We start from the raw sequence: 17,303 nt of genomic DNA, 5'->3' as shown, positions 1-17,303 counted from the left end.
GATAGGGATGGCAAAAGCCCGGGAGCGCGCTGCCCCCGGGCTTTCGTCAGTGAAAACTCAGCGCTTGTTGATGTCGATGTAGCCGCGCTCGGTGTAGCCGGTGTAGATCTGGCGCGGACGCCCGATCTTGTTGGGCTCCGAGTGCATCTCCCGCCAGTGCGCGATCCAGCCCGGCAACCGGCCCAGCGCGAACAGCACGGTGAACATGCGGGTCGGGAAGCCCATCGCCCGGTAGATCACGCCGGTGTAGTAATCGACATTCGGGTACAGCTTGCGCTCGATGAAGAAGTCGTCGGTCAACGCGATCTCTTCGAGCTGCTTGGCGATGTCGAGCAACTCGTCGTCGCCACCGAGCTTGCCCAGGATCTTGTCGGCCTGCTCCTTGACGATGCGCGCCCGCGGGTCGTAGTTCTTGTACACCCGGTGACCGAAGCCCATCAGCTTCACACCGTCTTCGCGGTTCTTGACCTTCTTGACGAACGTCTTCACATCGTCGTCGCCGGTGCGGATCTTCTCCAGCATCTCCAGCACCGCCTGGTTGGCGCCGCCGTGCAGCGGACCCCACAGCGCGTTGATGCCACCGGAGATCGACGTGAACAGGTTGGCCTGCGACGAACCGACCAGCCGCACCGTCGACGTCGAGCAGTTCTGCTCGTGATCGGCATGCAGGATCAACAACATGTCCAGCGCGCGGACGATCTCGGGATCCACCTCATACGGCTCGGCCGGGAAGCCGAACGTCATCCGCAGGAAGTTCTCCACCAGCGTCAGCGAGTTGTCCGGGTACAGGAACGGCTGCCCCTCGGACTTCTTGTACGCATACGCCGCGATCGTCGGCAGCTTGGCCAGCAACCGGATCGTCGACAGCTCGACCTGGGTGTTGTCCAGCGGATCCAGCGAATCCTGGTAGTAGGCGCTCAGCGCGTTGACCGCACTGGACAGCACCGGCATCGGATGCGCGTTGCGCGGGAAGCCGTCGAAGAACCGCTTCAGGTCCTCGTGCAGCAGGGTGTGCCGCTGGATCTGGGTGGTGAACTTCTCCAGCTGCTCGGCCGTCGGCAGCTCACCGTAGATCAACAGGTAGCTGACCTCGATGAACGTCGAGTTCTCGGCCAGCTGCTCGATCGGGATGCCCCGGTAACGCAGGATGCCGGCATCACCGTCGATATAGGTGATCGCGGACTTGGTGGAAGCGGTGTTGACGAAGCCACCATCAAACGTGGTGTAGCCGGTCTTGGCCAGCAACGGACCGAGCGCGATGCCGTCACTGCCCTCGGTGGCATGGACGATATCGAGATCAATCTCGCCACCGGGGTACTTAAGGGTGGCAAGGTCCTGCCCACTCGACGGGTTTTCGGCCACGGGAATCCCTTCATCCTCGTTGGGAAGTCGTTGGGAACCGACTAACTGCTCTACAAAAGGTAGTCGCAATCGATCCGCACTGCCCGCGGGGGGTGCCGCAGACCCGCCGAATCCCGCCCGACCTCCGTCGCCGGTGGCTAACGCACCTGGCTGACGGGCTGGTGCACACCCGCGACGACCTCCAGGAAATCGGTATAGGTCGCCTCGATGCGCTCGACGATGTCGTCGACGGTCACGGTGCTCCATTCGGCTTGAGATCCCAGCTCACTGATGGCGGTGATGACGATCGAACCCCAGACGATGGCCGTCAGCTTGAGCCGGCGGTCATCACCGGGCACCCCCATCCGCCGGGCCAACGCCGCGTTCACCGCGTCCGGGCGAAACTCGGCCACCGATTGCAGCAGGGCCGGCGACGACGTGATGATGCGGGCCGCCGCCAACAACCGCTCGTCGGTGAGCTGATTGGGCGGTGCGGTCTTGGTGTTGCGGAACGCCTGGACGTGGGCCCGGTGCAATGCCTCGATGTCGCCGATACCCGCCGGCTGACCGGCGAGTTCGACCGCGACGCTCGCCGCGACCTCGTCGATGAACGCCAGCACCACCGCGTCCTTGGTGGCGAAGTAACGGCTGAAGGTGCGTGGAGACACGTCGGCGTCCGCGGCAATCTGCTCGACCGTGGTCTGCTCGAAACCCTGCCGGTCACACAGATCGATCGCGGACTCGATCAACATCGCCCGGGTACGTTGCTTCTTGCGCTCGCGCAAACCGGGTTCGGCCGGCCGTGCCACGTCAGCCACGAGACCGGATGCTATCCCGCCCACGGCGGACGTTTCGGCTGTTTCGGCCACACTCATCCCTCGGACGCCATTTGCCAGTGGTCATACCCGGTCGCCCTCGGGCTCGTCGTCGCGAGTGACGACCCGATAGCGGACGAAAGCCGGTACCGCCAGCGCGGCAAACACCACACCGACCACCACCAGCACCCCTCCGCCGGCCGCAGCCACCGTCGTACCCACCGCCGCCGCGGCCGCCCCGTGCAACGTGTCGGCCAACCGCGGACCACCGGCCACCACGACCGTGAACACCCCCTGGAGCCGGCCGCGCAGCTCGTCCGAGGCCGCCTGCTGCAAGATCGTCGACCGGAACGCGGCCGACACCATGTCGGCGGCACCGCCAATCGCCAAGAACACCAACGCGATCCAGAACACCGTGCCGGCCGTGCCGTGCGCCATTCCGCCGGCCAGCCCGAAGCCGACCATCGCCGCGCCCCAGACGACGATCGCCAGCACCACGGCCAGCCCCTGCCGCCGGATCCGCGGCAGCCAACCCGAGAACACGCCACCGGCCACCGCGCCCGCCGACATCGCCGCCGCCAACAACGCCATCGCGGTGCCACCCCCGACCGGGCCGCCGAAGCTCTCGTGCGCCATCTGGGGAAACAACGCCCGCGGCATCCCGAAGATCATCGCCACCAGATCGACGACGAACGACATCAACACCACCCGGTTGCCGGCCAGATAGCGAAAACCGTCCAGCACCGCGGCCAGGCCCCAGCGGGACGTCCCCTGCTCAGTGCTCGACGGCGGCATCGGCGTGAGCCGGAACGTCGCCCAGACCGGCGCCAGACAGGTCACCGCGTCGATCAGATACAGCGTCGACAGATCCACCCAGTTCAACAGGAATCCGGCCAGCAGCGGACCCACGATGGCACCGAACTGCGTCACGGTCATGTTCAGCGAGTTCGCCGCGGGCAACTGCTCGCCCGGCAGCATCCGCGGGATGGCCGCCGACCGGGTCGGGCTGTTGACCGCATAAAACGCCTGCTGTACCCCGAGCAGACACAGCACCAGCCACACGTTGTCCAGCGACAGCGCGGCCTGCAGCCACAGCAGGACCGAGGCCCCGGCCAGCCCGATCGACGCGATGATCAGCAGCAGCCGGCGATCCATCGCGTCGGCCCAGGCTCCGCCCCACAGACCGAACACCACCAGCGGAACCAACGCGAACAGACCGGACAGCCCGACATACGCCGAGTTCTCGGTGAGCACGTACAACTGCACCGGCACCGCAAAGATGGTCAGGTTTGCGCCGATGACCGTGGGGATCCCGGCCAGCCACAAGCGCCGGAAGTCCGGCGTGCGCAGCGGGGTGGTGTCGGCGAAGAGTGTGCGCACTACGGCTGGAGGCGCTGCGCGTGCTTGCCCACCACGCGAATCCGGTTGTGCACCCGGTTCTCCCGGCCCTGCCAGAACTCCACGGTCTCGGCGGCGATCAGGTAACCACCCCAGTTCGGCGGCACCGGAACCGATTCGAGGTCGGCGAACCTCGCCGTCACCTCGGCCAGTTGGTCCAGCAGCGCCGCCCGCGAGGCGATCGGGCTGGACTGCTGCGAGGCCCACGCACCCAGCTGCGAACCGCGCGGGCGCTTGGACCAGTAATCCTCGGTGACCTCGCGGCTCACCTTCGTCACCGGACCGCGCACATGTACCTGCCGCCCCAGCTGATACCACGGGAACGTCGCCGCCGCGTAGGGATTCGCGGCCAGCTGCTCCCCCTTGGCGGAGTCATAGTTGGTGAAGAACGTGATGCCGGTCTCGTCCATGCTCTTGCACAACACCGTTCGGGTGACCGGCCTTCCCACCTGATCGGTCGTGCCCACCACCATGGCGTTGGGTTCGGCCACCCCGGCCCGGTAGGCGTCGGCCAGCCAGGTGCGCATCAGGGTCAGCCAGCCGGCCGCGGGATCGGCACCGAGCCAGTCGACGTCCAGGTCGCCGCACCCGTCCTTTTCCACGTAGTCCACGCGCATCACAGCCAGGTCGTGGTCTTCGTGTTCAGGGGTCTGTCCAGGGGGTATTGCCACCGCGCTAACGCTACCCCTGAGCATGGTGCAACAATCTGGCCATGCCCGCCGTACCGGATGACTTCGTAGCCGGCCTGGAAGGCGTCGTAGCCTTCACCACCGAGATCGCCGAACCGGACAAGGACGGCGGCGCGCTGCGCTACCGGGGCGTGGACATCGAGGAACTGGTGGACCGCCGGGTCACCTTCGGCGATGTGTGGGGCCTGTTGGTCGACGGCGGCTTCGGCACCGGCCTGTCCCCGGCCGAACCGTTCCCGTTGCCCATCCACAGTGGCGACGTCCGCGTCGACGTGCAGGCCGGACTGGCCATGCTGGCCCCGATCTGGGGCTACGCGCCGCTGCTCGACATCGAGGACGCCACCGCCCGCGACCAGTTGGCGAGGGCCTCGGTGATGGCACTGTCCTACGTCGCGCAGTCCGCCCGGGGCATCTACCAGCCCGCGGTCTCGCAACGCAGGATCGACGAATGCGACACCGTCACAGCACGTTTCATGACCCGCTGGCAGGGCGACCCGGATCCCAGACACGTCGAGGCGATCGATGCGTACTGGGTGACCGCCGCCGAACACGGAATGAACGCCTCGACGTTCACCGCCCGGGTGATCGCCTCGACCGGCGCCGACGTGGCCGCCGCGCTGTCGGGCGCGGTGGGTGCGATGAGCGGGCCGCTGCACGGCGGCGCCCCGGCCCGGGTGCTGCCGATGATCGAGGAGGTCGAGAAGTCCGGCGACGCCCGCGCGGTGGTCAAGGCCATCCTGGATCGCGGCGACAAGCTGATGGGCTTCGGGCACCGGGTCTACCGCGCCGAGGATCCGCGGGCCCGGGTACTGCGGGCCACCGCCAAACGCCTTGAGGCGCCCCGTTTCGAGGTGGCCGCCGCACTGGAACAGGCCGCGCTCGCCGAGCTCCGCGAGCGCCGGCCGGACCGGGCCATCGAAACCAACGTCGAGTTCTGGGCCGCGGTGATCCTGGACTTCGCCCAGGTGCCGGCCTCGATGATGCCCGCGATGTTCACCTGCGGCCGGACCGCGGGCTGGTGTGCGCACATCATGGAGCAGAAGCGGCTGGGCAAGCTGGTACGCCCGGCGGCGATCTACGTCGGCCCCGAGCCGCGCAGCGTGGAGTCGGTGCCCGGCTGGGGTAGTTGATTCCTGCGCCGAGACGGCGGTTTTTGGCGCGATCTGGCCAAAATTCCGACACAAACCGTCGTCTCGGCGGTGAGGCTTTTAGCCGCGCAACCCGGCCAGAACCCGCTGCCGCACCGTCGGTTTCGGTGCGGTCGCCGCGACGGCCAGCATGTCGGCCACCGAGGTGAACTTGTCCCGCGGCCGGTCCTCGCCGCCACGGGCGATCTCGGCGGCATCGATCGCGTGCCAGCCGGCGGCGTCGACCACGGCGGGCTGGCGGCTGTGCACCAGCTTGTCCAACGCGGCGTGCTTGTGCACCGGAGCGCTCAGCACGCCGGCGTTGTAGTCGTCGACCAACCGGTGCACGGTCTGCGCCGCACACGACTTGTTGGTGCCGATGAAGCCGGTGGGCCCGCGCTTGATCCAGCCGGCCACATACGCGCCGGAGGCGCCGCGCACCCGCCCGCCATCGTTGGGCACGACGGCGGCGTCGTCATCGAACGGAAGATCGGCAATTGCCTTGCCGCGGTAGCCGATCGAGGTCAGCACGAGACCGGCGTCGAGGGTGTGCACCTCATCGGTTCCGGTCACCCCGAACTCGAGACCGGTGACGCGGTCGTCGCCGAGCACCCGCTGCGGGGTGAGCCGGTAGGCCAGCCGGATCCGCGGCCGGCGCAGCGGCGCAGCAGCATCACCGAGCTTGGCCAGGATCTCCAGCTTGTTGCGGGTCAACGGGTCCGTCTCAGCGGCGAGATCCGCGATCACCAGGGCGTGGTCCGCTTCGGAGAGCACGACGTCACAGTTGGCGGTCAGACCGATCAGCTCGGGCAAGGTGAAGGCCGACTGGGCCGGGCCGCGGCGGGCCGCGACCACCACCTCGGACACCCTCGACGAGCGCAGCGCCGCCAAGGCATGATCGGAAATGTCGGTGCGGGCCAACGCATCCGGATCGGTGGTCAGCACCCGGGCCACGTCGAAGGCGACGTTGCCGTTGCCCACGATGACGACCCGCTCGTGGCTCAGGTCCACCGGCAGGTCGGTAAACTCGGGGTGCCCGTTGATCCAGGCCACCATCTCGGTGGCGGTCCCGGTGCCGGGCAGGCCCATCCCCTCGATGTCCAGACGCCGGTCGTTGGGTGCCCCCACCGCGTACAGCACCGCGTGGTGATGCTCCAGCAGGTCGGCATGCGAAAGATGCTTGCCCACCTCGACATTGAGGAAGAATCTGAAACCCGCCTGCTTGGCGATCGTGTCGAACAACCGCGTCACGCGCTTGGTGCTCTGGTGGTCGGGGGCGACCCCGGCCCGCACCAGCCCGTAGGGCGTCGGCAATTTCTCGAACACGTTGACGCGCACCCCGCGCTGTGTCAGCAGCTCGTCGGCGGCGTACATCGCCGCCGGGCCGGAACCCACGATCGCCACCGTCAACGGGCCGCCGGACCGGGTCGCCACCTTGGGTGCCGCGATCACCGGGGCCAGCTTGGACGTCGGCGGCAGCTTGCCTTCCCGCTTCGGGTAGAAGGCGGCGTTCAACTCGATGAACGGCAGCTGTTTGTCCGTCAGCTTGGTATCGGCCGCGATCGCGCCGACCGGGCACGCACTCACGCACGCACCGCAGTCCACACACGCGTCGGGGTCGATGTAGAGCATCTCGGCCGTGGCGAAGCCCGGCTCATCCGGTGAGGGATGGATGCAGTTGACCGGGCACGCGTAGACACAGGACCCGTCGCTGCAACACGACTGGGTGATCACATGGGGCATGAGACCTCTTTAGGCAACCGAGACGAGGTGCTCGCGCTGCGGCTCGCTGCGGTAGCGGCTCGGCGGCCCGTCGATCTTGCAGATCTTCCACATCAGCTTGGCGACCGGGTTCATCAGGCCGGTGTCATGGCACAGCATCCGCACGTCACCGAACATGTCGCGCAGCATCTTGCGCGACTCCGGCGAACGGAAGAACAGCTCCTTGCGCACCGAGCGCGGGATGTCGAATTCCTTCCAGAACGCGCGCGGCGGCACGATGATCGCCGAGCACAGGATGCGCATGGTCAGCGGGACGAACAGCGACAGGATCCAGCGCTGCCGGCGACGCAGGTTCGGCACCCGCTTGTGCAGGTACTGGTGTGCGAACGAGATGTGCCGGGCCTCCTCGGCGACGTGAATCGCCATCACCCGCTCCATGATCGGGTGCAGGGCCTTGCCCTCGCGCAGCACATTCTTCTGCGTGTGGTCGATGGGCTCCTCGCCGGCGAGCACGCCGAAGAAGAACGGGATCGGCAGCGGGCCCGCGGCCAGCGGGATGAGCGGCTGCAGCCACTTGAGCAGCCGCGGCATGCCCGGCACGTCCTTGCCGATGCGGTTGACCATCTCCTGGAACATCAGGGTGTGGTTGCACTCTTCGACCGACTCGTGCAGGCAGTAGCGGTACTCCGGCGAGCCGTTGGGCACCCAGAACGAGTACTCCATCAAGCCGCGGATCAAGATGTTCTCGAAGTGCAGGCCCACCTTGGCGACGTTGGCCTGACGCCACATGCCGATCTCGATCTGCCGCTCGACCGGCTGCGCCTGGTACCACGGGTGACCGCCCATCGGGTCGGTGGCCGGCAGGATCCAGCGCGGATCGTCGGGGACGACGGCGAACTCCGGCGAGTCCCACTCGATGTCCTTGTACGGGTTGAAGTTGCGCCGCACCGACCCCTCGGACAGTGTGGAGAGCATCTCGACGTACTGGGGATCGTCGCTGACGTCCATGTTCTTGCGCCAGCGCCTGACCATCTTGGTCCGAGCCATGTTGCAGACCTCTCTCTAATAGGGTGAGGTTTACATCTACCCACTTGTTGTACAACGGTACCGCAGGTATCGAGTAAAAGTCCATGCCCGATTTCAAAAGTTTGCCCGAAAATCTCACATCCGGGCAGTGCAGCCGAAAACGGCCAGTTCACCTGGGTGTGAGCGCACATCGCCGCAGCCGGAGGCGATATTGCCAACCGCTGTGGCGGCAACCGAACAGCGGCACACAGGGCCCACGCTCGGCCGGTCAGCGGCCCTCATTACGCTTGAGCGCATGGCTGAACTCATCATCCCTGCCGACCTCAAGCCCCGCGACGGCCGTTTCGGATGTGGCCCCTCCAAGGTCCGCCCCGAGCAACTGACCGCGCTGGCCGCCGCCGGGGACCTGTTCGGCACCTCCCACCGGCAAGCCCCGATCAAGAACCTGGTGGGCCGGGTCCGCGACGGGCTGCGCGAACTGTTCTCGGTTCCCGACGGCTACGAGGTGATCCTCGGCAACGGCGGCTCGACCGCCTTCTGGGATGCCGCCGCCTTCGGCCTGATCGACAAGCGCTCGCTGCACCTGACCTACGGGGAGTTCAGCTCCAAATTCGCCTCCTGCGTGGCAAAGAACCCGTTCATCGGCGACCCGCTCATCGTCAAGACCGATCCGGGTACCGCCCCCGAGCCGCAGTCCGACCCGTCGGTGGACGCCGTGGCCTGGGCACACAACGAGACCTCGACCGGTGTCGCGGTGGGCGTGCAGCGTCCGGCCGGCGATGCCCTGGTGTTGATCGACGCCACCTCGGCCGCCGGCGGGCTGCCGGTGAACATCACCGAGACCGACGCGTATTACTTTGCGCCGCAAAAGAATTTCGCCGGCGACGGCGGCCTTTGGCTGGCCATCCTGAGCCCGGCGGCGCTGGCCCGCATCGAGGCGATCGCCGCGACGGACCGCTGGGTGCCCGACTTCCTGTCGCTGCCGATCGCGGTGGAGAACAGCCTCAAGAACCAGACCTACAACACCCCGGCCATCGCCACGCTGATCCTGCTGGCCGAGCAGCTCGACTGGCTCAACGGCAACGGTGGGCTGGACTGGGCCGTCAAGCGCACCGCCGACTCCTCGCAGCGGCTGTACTCCTGGGCGCAGGGCACGTCGTTCGCCACCCCGTTCGTCACCGACCCGGCGCTGCGCTCGCAAGTGGTCGGCACGATCGACTTCAGCGACGCGGTGGACGCCGCCGCAGTGGCCAAGGTGCTGCGGGCCAACGGCATCGTCGACACCGAGCCCTACCGCAAACTGGGCCGCAACCAGCTGCGGATCGGCATGTTCCCGGCCGTCGACCCCGACGACGTCAGCGCCCTGACCAGCTGCGTCGACTGGGTCGTCGAGAATCTCTGAGCGCCGGCCAGCGTGTCAGCCCGGTAACGGGCTGATAACGCAGTAGGGTTCGCCGCAGGAGGTCAGGTCGGTATGCGAGAACTCAGGGTCGTTGGATTGAACGTCGACGGCAGGCGCATCATCTGCGAATCCGACGACTCCGCCAAAGACATGTTCAGCGTGCGTGTCGATGACCGGCTGCGCGCCGCCATGCGCGGTGACAAAGTCGCCTCGAATCAGCCCGAGATCGATGTAGAGGTGCAGAACGTGCTGCGACCCAAGGAGATTCAGGCAAAGATTCGTGCCGGCGCGTCGGTCGAGCAGTTGGCCACCGCAGCCGGCGTGCCCGTCGAGCGGGTCGAGCGGTTCGCGCATCCGGTGCTGCTGGAGCGGGCGCGGGCCGCCGAGTTGGCCACCGCCGCGCACCCGGTGCTCGCCGACGGACCGGCGGTGCTGACGCTGCTGGAGACCGTCACGACCGCCCTGGTGGCCCGCGGCCTCGACCCGGACTCCATCGCCTGGGACGCCTGGCGCAACGAGGACAGCCGCTGGACCGTGCAGCTGGGCTGGAAGGCCGGCCGCTCGGACAACGTCGCGCACTTCCGCTTCTCCCCCGGCGCCCACGGCGGCACCGTCACCGCCTCCGACGATGCGGCCCGCCAGTTGATCAACCCCGACTTCAACCGTCCGCTGCGCCCGGTCGCCGCGGTGCCGCAGCTGTTCGACAACCACGAGCCGGCCCACGTCGAGGACGCACCCAAGGCCGCGGTGCCCGAGCAATTCAGCCCGCCGGCCGAGCCGGCCCCCGCTCCGCCGGCCCCCAAGCGCAGCCGCAAGGCCCGCCCCGCGGTCCCGGCCTGGGAGGACGTGCTGCTGGGGGTGCGGTCCTCGGGCACCCAGCCCTGACCCACTACCCCTGGGTCAGGCCGATCACCAGCAGCACCAACCATCCGGCCGCCACCCCGATACCCGACCCCAGCACGAACCAGCGCCAGACCGGGCGATGCCGCCAACCCCACACCGTCGGGGCCAAACCGCCGACGGCCACCATGTTCAGCCCGATCGCCAGCAGCGGATGCACGCGCAACAACCCGACCCCGAGCACCACAATCGCCGCGCCCAGCACCGCCGCCACGAATCCGGCTACGGTCAGGCCGGTCCCCCACGGCGTGGAATCGTCGGTCACGGTGTCAATCTAGCGCGCCGGAGTGCCCCCGAGCCCGCTCGTAGAACGCCAGCGCGGCCGCGGTCGCGACATTGAGCGAATCGGTGCCGCGCGACATCGGGATCCGCACCCGCACATCGCTGGCACGCATCGTGCGCTCGGTCAGGCCGGGCCCCTCAGCACCGACCAGCACCGCCACCCGGTGCTCATCGAGCCGCGCCATCGCCTCGGACAAGGTCGCGGCGGCCGGGTCCGGCGTCATGGCCAGCAAACGAAAATTGTTGCCCCGCAACAGATCGAGATCATCGGGCCAGGACTGGGCCCGGGCGAACGGCACCAGCAGGGCGTGGCCCATCGACACCCGCACCGCCCGCCGGTACAGCGGATCGGCGCATCCCGCCCCGAACACCACCGCATCCACGGCGAGCCCGGCGGCATTGCGAAAGATCGAACCCAGGTTCTCGTGGTCGTTGACGCCTTCGAGCACCGCCACGGTGTGCGCGCCCGAAACCACCTCCGCCACCGACAACTCCGGGGCCCGCGACGCCGAGGCCAACACCCCGCGGTTCAGGTGGAACCCGACGGCGGCGGCCATCACCTCGGCACTGGCCCGGTAGAACGGCACGTCCACACCGGCGAGATCACCGGCCAGCTCAGCCAGACGCCGGTCGGTGCCCAACAGCGCCCGCGGGACGAACCGCGAGGCCAGCATGCGCTGCACCACCAGGACCCCTTCGGCGATCACCAGACCCTTGCCGCTGGGCAGATCAGGACGACGATCCACGCTGTTGAGATCACGAAAATCGTCCAACCGGGGGTCAGCCGGATCGTCGATGTCGATGACGTCCAGCAGTCTCACGCGCCTTCGGAGACCATCGCCGACATCAGGTCGGTCGCGGTGATCAGCGTCTGCCGGTCATCGGGCCCCAACCGGGACAACTGTGCCTTGAGCCACTCCTGGCTGGCCCGGCGCTCGACCTCGACGAGGGTCAACCCGGCCGGCGAGGCCGACACCACGATCTGCCGTCCGTCGACCGGATGCGCCGCGCGGGCCACCAGGCCCTGCTCGGCCAGTGAAGCGATCACCCGGGTCATCGACGGCGGGCGCACACGCTCACGCAACGCCAACGCCCCAGGCGTCATCGCACCTTCTTTGGCCAACGTGGCCAACGCCGAGAACTGAGTCAACGAAACCGGGGATTCTGCACGCCGCGTACGCAATTGGCGGGCGAGACGGACAACTGCCAGAGCCAGATCATTCGCAAGCCGTGCCTCCGGATCCTTCACGTCGGAAATAGTACTGAGCCGGGAGGGATAAAGGGCTAAAACCAAGACCAATGGATCCCCACCGCATCCGATACGTTATCCCCGATGACCGAGGACACCAACGACCCGCCCCAGCCGCCGGCGCTGCCGGCCGCGCTGCTGGAACCGTGGCCCGTGATCCTGGTGATCGCCACCGGCTGGCTGATCGCCACGATCCTTTCGTTCACCATGGCCGGGCTGCACCAGTGGCGGCCGTTCACCCTCGCCGGGCTGGCGATCGGTGTCCTCGGAACGTCGATTTTCCTGATCCAACGCCGTGCCGCACGCCGCGGATCCCGCGGTGCACAAAGCGGATTGACCTGAGGAGGCACCCATGGCCGCACCCCTGCTGCAAGCCAGCATCGACATCGACGCGCCGGTCGAGAAGGTCTGGGGGCTGATCTCGGACCTGCGCCGGATGCCGCACTGGAGCCCGCAGTGCCGGATCATGAAGCCGCTGGGGCCGCTGCGGCCGGGAACCCGCACGGTCAACCTGAACCGGCGCGGTTTCCTGTTCTGGCCCACCACATCACGCCTCACCGAAGTCGTCGCCAACGAGAAGCTGGCGTTCCTGGTCGAGGCCAACAACAGCGTCTGGACCTACGAACTGCAGCCGACCCAGACCGGCACCCGGCTGACCGAGTCCCGCCACGCCGAGAACGGCACCAGCGCCGTGTCCAATGCGCTGGTGAACGCCTTCATGGGCGGAGTGCCCAGCTTCGAAGACGAACTCGTCGACGGGATGAAGGCGTCACTGGCCCGGATCAAGGCCGCCGCCGAGAACTGAGCAGCGCTCAGTCGGCCGTATCGAGCACGCCGTCGTCGTACGGCTCGTACATCGGCGATCCGGTACCCGGCGGCTGCGGGGTGTCCGAATGGGCACCGCAGCCGTACTCGGACTCCACCACATGGCCGTCGGCCGACATCTCGTTGGCGCACACACCGAACATCACGCCCAGTGCGCCACCGAGCGGCAGGTAGAAACCACAGTCGCGACAAACCCGCCGCGTCGACCGGGCCATCGCCGACCCCGGCCCGTAATCACCGTCGTGCCAGCGCTGCGCGGCCTGCTCCCGGCCCCACTCGCTGAGCACCTGCCGCCGGCCCAGTCCCAACTCCAGCGCGGTGTCGTCGATCAGCGGATCGCCGGTGGCCACGTACCCCGGCACCAGTCGCGGATCCTCCAGCGGCGGCGACAACAGGTCGCCCGGGCCCAGATCGCCCGGACGGACCCGGTCCTGCCACGGCACCCACTGCGGCGCCAGCAGCGCCGTCGGGCCCGGGACCAGCACCAGCTCGCTGATCGTCGCGTGATCGGCGCCCGGGTAGGCTGCCACCACCACCGCCCACTGCCAGCCGCGGTAACCAGGCAGGTCAGCCAGGAAACGGTGGGTGGCCGAAGCGGCGTCCTCGATGCTCACTCCGAGGTATTCACCCACGGCACCCTCGCCGCTGAACTCCGTCAACGCCGCACGAGCCTGCTCGGCGGCACCCAACAGCAGCGCCTCCTGCTCCGGCGACGATGCCGCCGAGGGAGTACCCGGGCTCTGCTCAGCTGGTTCGGTCACGCTTTCCATCGCCTCCATAGTGCCTGACCGGGACGACCGCAGGCCACACCGGTCGCCGGTCGGCCATCTCGGCGCCGGATGGGAGAGAATCGAGACGTGACCTACTACCCGCCGCGGCCGCCGGCCGATCACGGTGCGGAACATCCCGGAATGGCCAACTATCCCAGCGACGAGACACCGCGGCGGCCGCGCCGGCAATCGGTGCCCAGCGGCAACCGCTGGCTGCCACCGCTCGACGAGCGCCACAACGCCACGTACTCGACCTGGGACGAACCCGAGCCGGGTCCCGGCGTCGGATCGGCCGCCGGCGAGAAGGTCACCGTCACCCGGGCCGCGGCCGCCCGCAGCCGCGAAATGGGCTCGCGGATGTACGGTTTCGTGCATCGGGCCGCCACCGCGGACGGTGCCGACAAGTCCGGGCTGACCGCGCTGACCTGGCCCGTGGTGGCCAATTTCGCCGTCGACGCGGCAATGGCCGTGGCGCTGGCCAACACGTTGTTCTTCGCCGCCGCCAGCGGCGAATCCAAGGGCAAGGTGGCGCTGTACCTGCTGATCACCATCGCCCCGTTCGCCGTGATCGCCCCGCTGATCGGGCCCGCACTGGACCGGCTGCAGCACGGCCGCCGGATGGCGCTGGCGGCCTCCTTCGCGCTGCGCACCGTGCTGATCGTGGTGCTGATCGCCAACTACGACGGCGCCACCGGAAGCTATCCGTCCTGGGTGCTCTATCCGTGCGCGCTCGGCATGATGGTGCTGTCCAAATCCTTCTCGGTGCTGCGCAGTGCCGTAACCCCGCGCGTGCTGCCACCGTCGATCGACCTGGTCCGGGTGAACTCCCGGCTGACCACCTTCGGCCTGCTCGGCGGCACCATCGTGGGCGGCGGCATCGCCGCCGGAGCCGAATACCTGTTCAACGTGGCGCAACTGCCCGGGGCGCTGTACGTGGTGGTCGCGGTCAGCGTGGCCGGCGCCGTGCTGTCGATGCGGATCCCGAAGTGGGTGGAGGTCACCGAGGGCGAAGTGCCAACCACCCTGAGCTACCACGGCCAATCGGACGGTCACTCGGGCGGGCCGGCCGAGATGCGTCGTCACCCAGCCAAACCCAAGGCCGAGCGTCAACCGATGGGCCGCAACACCATCACCGCGCTGTGGGGCAACTGCACCATCAAGGTGATGGTCGGGTTCCTGTTCCTCTACCCAGCCTTCGTCGCGAAATCGCACGACGCCAGCGGCTGGGAACAGCTGCTGATCCTCGGCCTGATCGGGGCGGCGGCCGGCGTCGGCAACTTCGGCGGCAACATCACCGCGGCCCGGCTCAAACTCGGCCACCCGGCGCAACTGGTGGTGCGGGCCGCCGCCGCGGTCACCGTCGTCGCGCTGGTGACCGCACTCACCGGCAACCTGTTCGTGGCCGCCGGGGCCACCCTCGTCACCTCAGCCGCCAGCGCCATCGCCAAGGCCTCCCTGGACGCCTCCCTGCAGGACGACCTGCCCGAGGCGTCGCGGGCTTCGGCATTCGGTCGATCCGAATCGGTGTTGCAGCTTGCCTGGGTGGCCGGCGGCGCCACCGGCGTGCTGGTCTATACCGACCTCACCGTCGGATTCACTACGATCACGGCCGTGCTGATACTCGGTCTGGCGCAGACAATCGTGAGCTACCGCGGCGAATCGCTGATTCCCGGATTCGGCGGCAACCGCCCGATCCTCGCCGCGCGAGAAGGCGGCAGCTGGGGGGTCCGATGAGACGCACCGTGACGATCCTGGCCGCCGTCGTGCTGCTGGCCATCGCCGGCACCGGCGTCGGCATTTGGCGGCTGCACCCCAGCCACGGCGACAACCTGCCGGAGATCAGCGTCTATTCGCACGGCCACACGGTGCGCGTCGGCCCGTTCCAGTACTGCGAGGTGCTCAACCTCAACGACTGCGCTGAGCCGCGAGAGGCCGGCGAGCTGGCGGTCACCGCGGACAACCCGGTGCAGCTGTCGGTACCCAGCGCGATCTCCCGGGCCCCGTGGCGGCTGCTGCAGGTCTACGAGAACCCGATCGACACGACGGTGCGCTACTTCGCGCCCAAGACCACGCTGGCCGTCACCGTCCCGACGGTCGACCCCAACCGGGGCCGGCTCACCGGATTGGCGGTCCAACTGCTGACCCTGGTCCAGGACCAGGACGGCGCGGAGTTCGCCCTGCCGCACGCCGAATGGTCGATCAGCACGGTCTGGCCAGAGAAACCCGCACTAGCCCGCTGAATGCCCGGCCGGCACCCGCTCCCCTTCGGGTGTCGGCCCCGGCGGGGTGCCGTCACCGAACGGCCTGCCGCCCAAGGACTCCCGGCCGTGCGGGGTCAGCCAGTTGGCCAGGTCCGGCCCCTTGGGCACGATCTGGGTCGGATTGATGTCGGAATGCACGATGTAGTAGTGCTGCTTGATCTGGACGAAGTCGATCGTGTCGCCGAATCCCGGAGTCTGGAACAGATCCCGCGCATACGCCCACAGCACCTCCATCTCCGACAGCTTGGCCCGGTTGCACTTGAAGTGCCCGTGATAGACCGGGTCGAACCGGGCCAACGTGGTGAACAGCCGGACATCGGCCTCGGTGATGGTGTCGCCCACCAGATACCGCTGCGTGGCCAGCCGTTCCGTCAGCCAATCCAGCGCCGTGAACAAGCGGTCATAGGCGGCGTCGTAGGCCTGCTGTGAGCCGGCGAACCCGCAGCGGTACACACCGTTGTTGACCTCGGTGTAGATGCGCTTGGCCACGGCGTCGATCTCGTCGCGTAACGGTTCGGGGTACAGCTGCGGGGCGCCGTCACGGTGGAACTCCGTCCATTCCGTGGAGAAATCCAGCGTGATCTGGGCGAAGTCGTTGGTCACCACCTCTCCGGTGGCCACCTCGACGATCGCGGGCACCGTGATGCCCTTGGCATAGTCCGGAAACCGTTTGAGGTAGGCATCGCGCAGCCGGGGAATCTTCAGCACCGGATCGACCCCGCCGGGATCGAGGTCGAACGTCCAGCTGCGCGCATCGTGGGTGGGCCCGCAAAACCCAATGGACAGTGCACTTTCCAGACCCAGCAGCCGGCGCACGATGATCGTGCGGTTGGCCCACGGACAGGCCCGCGCCACGATCAGCCGGTACCGGCCCGCCTCCACCGGAAAGCCGTCACCGCCGTCGCGAGTGATGCGGGTGGTGATGTAGTTGGTGTCGCGGTTGAACTCACCGGAAGTCGACGTGCCGGCGACGTAGGAGCCCTGAGCCATACCTACATATTGCGCCGGGGACCAGCCCCGGCACACGAGTTCTTAGGCGTCGAGCTCCTGCGCGACGGCCTTGACCACCTCGGACACCCGACGCGCCACCTTGCGGTCGGGGTAGCGCCCCTTGCGCAGCTCGGGCTGCACGATGTCCTCGAGCAGCGTGATCATGTCCGAAACCATGCCGTGCAGTTCGTCGGGGGTGTGCTTGTGCTCGGGGCGCTCGGCCTCCCGCCGGGCCCGGCTCAGGCTCGGCGGCGGATCGATGAGCTTGAGGCTCAACGCCTGCGGGCCGCGGCGGCCGGCGGCCACGCCGAACTCGACGCGTTGACCGGCTTTGAGGCTCTCGACGCCCGCGGGCAACGCGGAGGACCGAACATAGACGTCCTCGCCCTCCTCCTGGGACAGAAAGCCGAAGCCCTTTTCGGCGTCGTACCACTTAACCTTGCCGGTCGGCACTGCTGCTCACCCGCTCGTCGTTGTCAGAAAGGCCTACACACATAAAGTTCGCG

The 17,303-nt window shown here is 68.0% G+C and carries 19 protein-coding genes; 7 read left to right on the top strand and 12 right to left on the bottom strand.

Translation table 11 applies throughout. From position 1 onward, the window contains the following. Positions 1-57 precede the first annotated feature (57 nt). The 4 genes from FR943_RS05670 to pdxH all read right to left on the bottom strand — a co-directional run bounded on the left by FR943_RS05670 (position 58) and on the right by pdxH (position 4,171). The gene (locus tag FR943_RS05670; protein ID WP_217155360.1) at positions 58-1,362 is read right to left on the bottom strand and encodes a citrate synthase; all 1,305 of its coding nucleotides are present in this window, start codon (positions 1,360-1,362) and stop codon (positions 58-60) included. Positions 1,363-1,499: 137 nt separating this feature from the next. After that, entirely contained in the window at positions 1,500-2,159 is a 660-nt protein-coding gene (locus FR943_RS05665) for a TetR family transcriptional regulator (protein WP_308170475.1), read from the bottom strand. A gap of 81 nt (positions 2,160-2,240) precedes the next feature. Beyond that, positions 2,241-3,536 (bottom strand): MFS transporter, encoded by a 1,296-nt coding sequence (locus FR943_RS05660; protein WP_217155358.1) that lies wholly within the window; start codon positions 3,534-3,536, stop codon positions 2,241-2,243. Further along, entirely contained in the window at positions 3,536-4,171 is a 636-nt protein-coding gene (gene pdxH / locus FR943_RS05655) for a pyridoxamine 5'-phosphate oxidase (protein WP_217155399.1), read from the bottom strand. The genes FR943_RS05660 and pdxH overlap by 1 nt, the downstream gene beginning before the upstream one ends. Positions 4,172-4,266: 95 nt before the next feature. Here pdxH and FR943_RS05650 point away from each other — a divergent pair, with 95 nt between their 5' ends. Next, positions 4,267-5,373 carry a citrate synthase 2 gene (locus FR943_RS05650; RefSeq protein ID WP_217155357.1) on the top strand — a complete coding sequence of 369 codons (1,107 nt, stop codon included), beginning with the start codon at positions 4,267-4,269 and terminating at the stop codon, positions 5,371-5,373. 78 nt (positions 5,374-5,451) lie between these two features. Here FR943_RS05650 and FR943_RS05645 read toward each other — a convergent pair whose 3' ends face one another. Continuing rightward, entirely contained in the window at positions 5,452-7,113 is a 1,662-nt protein-coding gene (locus FR943_RS05645; RefSeq protein ID WP_217155356.1) for a 4Fe-4S binding protein, read from the bottom strand. Positions 7,114-7,122: 9 nt separating this feature from the next. After that, positions 7,123-8,139 (bottom strand): AurF N-oxygenase family protein, encoded by a 1,017-nt coding sequence (locus FR943_RS05640; protein ID WP_217155355.1) that lies wholly within the window; start codon positions 8,137-8,139, stop codon positions 7,123-7,125. A 274-nt stretch (positions 8,140-8,413) separates the two neighbouring features. Here FR943_RS05640 and serC point away from each other — a divergent pair, with 274 nt between their 5' ends. Together serC and sepH are read left to right on the top strand one after the other, a co-directional pair. Further along, positions 8,414-9,520: a phosphoserine transaminase gene (gene serC, locus FR943_RS05635; RefSeq protein ID WP_217155354.1), complete on the top strand. Its 1,107-nt coding sequence runs from the start codon at positions 8,414-8,416 to the stop codon at positions 9,518-9,520. A gap of 72 nt (positions 9,521-9,592) precedes the next feature. After that, a complete protein-coding gene (sepH, locus tag FR943_RS05630; protein WP_217155353.1) occupies positions 9,593-10,405 on the top strand; it encodes a septation protein SepH in 813 nt (270 codons plus the stop codon). A 4-nt stretch (positions 10,406-10,409) separates the two neighbouring features. On the opposite strand, the gene FR943_RS05625 is transcribed toward sepH, so the two are convergent. Genes FR943_RS05625 through FR943_RS05615 form a run of 3 tightly spaced genes read right to left on the bottom strand, consistent with a single transcriptional unit; the run spans position 10,410 to position 11,951 of the window. Beyond that, positions 10,410-10,685, bottom strand: coding sequence for a DUF2537 domain-containing protein (locus FR943_RS05625; protein WP_217155352.1), 276 nt, complete (start codon positions 10,683-10,685; stop codon positions 10,410-10,412). Between the two features lie 4 nt (positions 10,686-10,689). Further along, positions 10,690-11,517, bottom strand: coding sequence for a TrmH family RNA methyltransferase (locus FR943_RS05620; RefSeq protein ID WP_218045340.1), 828 nt, complete (start codon positions 11,515-11,517; stop codon positions 10,690-10,692). Positions 11,518-11,519: 2 nt separating this feature from the next. Then, positions 11,520-11,951 (bottom strand): Rv0880 family HTH-type transcriptional regulator, encoded by a 432-nt coding sequence (locus FR943_RS05615; protein ID WP_217155350.1) that lies wholly within the window; start codon positions 11,949-11,951, stop codon positions 11,520-11,522. A gap of 84 nt (positions 11,952-12,035) precedes the next feature. On the opposite strand from FR943_RS05615, the gene FR943_RS05610 reads away from it, so the two are divergent. After that, on the top strand, positions 12,036-12,293 hold the full coding sequence (locus FR943_RS05610; protein ID WP_217155349.1) for a DUF2530 domain-containing protein: 258 nt from the start codon (positions 12,036-12,038) through the stop codon (positions 12,291-12,293). A gap of 10 nt (positions 12,294-12,303) precedes the next feature. After that, positions 12,304-12,756, top strand: coding sequence for an SRPBCC family protein (locus FR943_RS05605; protein ID WP_217155348.1), 453 nt, complete (start codon positions 12,304-12,306; stop codon positions 12,754-12,756). A 7-nt stretch (positions 12,757-12,763) separates the two neighbouring features. On the opposite strand, the gene FR943_RS05600 is transcribed toward FR943_RS05605, so the two are convergent. Continuing rightward, complete coding sequence (locus tag FR943_RS05600) at positions 12,764-13,546, bottom strand: DUF3027 domain-containing protein (protein WP_217155347.1); 783 nt, start codon at positions 13,544-13,546, stop codon at positions 12,764-12,766. A 69-nt stretch (positions 13,547-13,615) separates the two neighbouring features. On the opposite strand from FR943_RS05600, the gene FR943_RS05595 reads away from it, so the two are divergent. Both FR943_RS05595 and FR943_RS05590 read left to right on the top strand, forming a co-directional pair. Next, positions 13,616-15,280 carry an MFS transporter gene (locus FR943_RS05595; RefSeq protein ID WP_217155346.1) on the top strand — a complete coding sequence of 555 codons (1,665 nt, stop codon included), beginning with the start codon at positions 13,616-13,618 and terminating at the stop codon, positions 15,278-15,280. Then, positions 15,277-15,786: a DUF2771 domain-containing protein gene (locus tag FR943_RS05590; RefSeq protein ID WP_217155345.1), complete on the top strand. Its 510-nt coding sequence runs from the start codon at positions 15,277-15,279 to the stop codon at positions 15,784-15,786. The genes FR943_RS05595 and FR943_RS05590 overlap by 4 nt, the downstream gene beginning before the upstream one ends. On the opposite strand, the gene FR943_RS05585 is transcribed toward FR943_RS05590, so the two are convergent. Then, complete coding sequence (locus FR943_RS05585; protein ID WP_217155344.1) at positions 15,775-16,797, bottom strand: glutathione S-transferase family protein; 1,023 nt, start codon at positions 16,795-16,797, stop codon at positions 15,775-15,777. The genes FR943_RS05590 and FR943_RS05585 overlap by 12 nt on opposite strands. A gap of 42 nt (positions 16,798-16,839) precedes the next feature. Then, complete coding sequence (locus FR943_RS05580; RefSeq protein ID WP_217155343.1) at positions 16,840-17,250, bottom strand: cold-shock protein; 411 nt, start codon at positions 17,248-17,250, stop codon at positions 16,840-16,842. Between the last annotated feature and the right edge of the window lie 53 nt (positions 17,251-17,303).

It is taken from the genome of [Mycobacterium] fortunisiensis (assembly GCF_019050325.1).
In the GTDB taxonomy this organism is placed as follows: Bacteria; Actinomycetota; Actinomycetes; order Mycobacteriales; family Mycobacteriaceae; genus Mycobacterium; species Mycobacterium fortunisiensis.
This window is presented reverse-complemented; position numbering and strand designations above follow the sequence as displayed.

Coding starts and splice junctions, on each gene's coding strand:
- FR943_RS05605 (WP_217155348.1), top strand. CDS start 12,304: ATGGCCGCACCCCTGCTGCAAGCCAGCATCGACATCGACGCGCCGGTC.
- FR943_RS05585 (WP_217155344.1), bottom strand. CDS start 16,797: ATGGCTCAGGGCTCCTACGTCGCCGGCACGTCGACTTCCGGTGAGTTC.
- FR943_RS05650 (WP_217155357.1), top strand. CDS start 4,267: ATGCCCGCCGTACCGGATGACTTCGTAGCCGGCCTGGAAGGCGTCGTA.
- FR943_RS05590 (WP_217155345.1), top strand. CDS start 15,277: ATGAGACGCACCGTGACGATCCTGGCCGCCGTCGTGCTGCTGGCCATC.
- serC (WP_217155354.1), top strand. CDS start 8,414: ATGGCTGAACTCATCATCCCTGCCGACCTCAAGCCCCGCGACGGCCGT.
- FR943_RS05600 (WP_217155347.1), bottom strand. CDS start 13,546: ATGGAAAGCGTGACCGAACCAGCTGAGCAGAGCCCGGGTACTCCCTCG.
- FR943_RS05645 (WP_217155356.1), bottom strand. CDS start 7,113: ATGCCCCATGTGATCACCCAGTCGTGTTGCAGCGACGGGTCCTGTGTC.
- FR943_RS05595 (WP_217155346.1), top strand. CDS start 13,616: ATGGGAGAGAATCGAGACGTGACCTACTACCCGCCGCGGCCGCCGGCC.
- pdxH (WP_217155399.1), bottom strand. CDS start 4,171: ATGCGCGTGGACTACGTGGAAAAGGACGGGTGCGGCGACCTGGACGTC.
- FR943_RS05640 (WP_217155355.1), bottom strand. CDS start 8,139: ATGGCTCGGACCAAGATGGTCAGGCGCTGGCGCAAGAACATGGACGTC.
- sepH (WP_217155353.1), top strand. CDS start 9,593: ATGCGAGAACTCAGGGTCGTTGGATTGAACGTCGACGGCAGGCGCATC.
- FR943_RS05610 (WP_217155349.1), top strand. CDS start 12,036: ATGACCGAGGACACCAACGACCCGCCCCAGCCGCCGGCGCTGCCGGCC.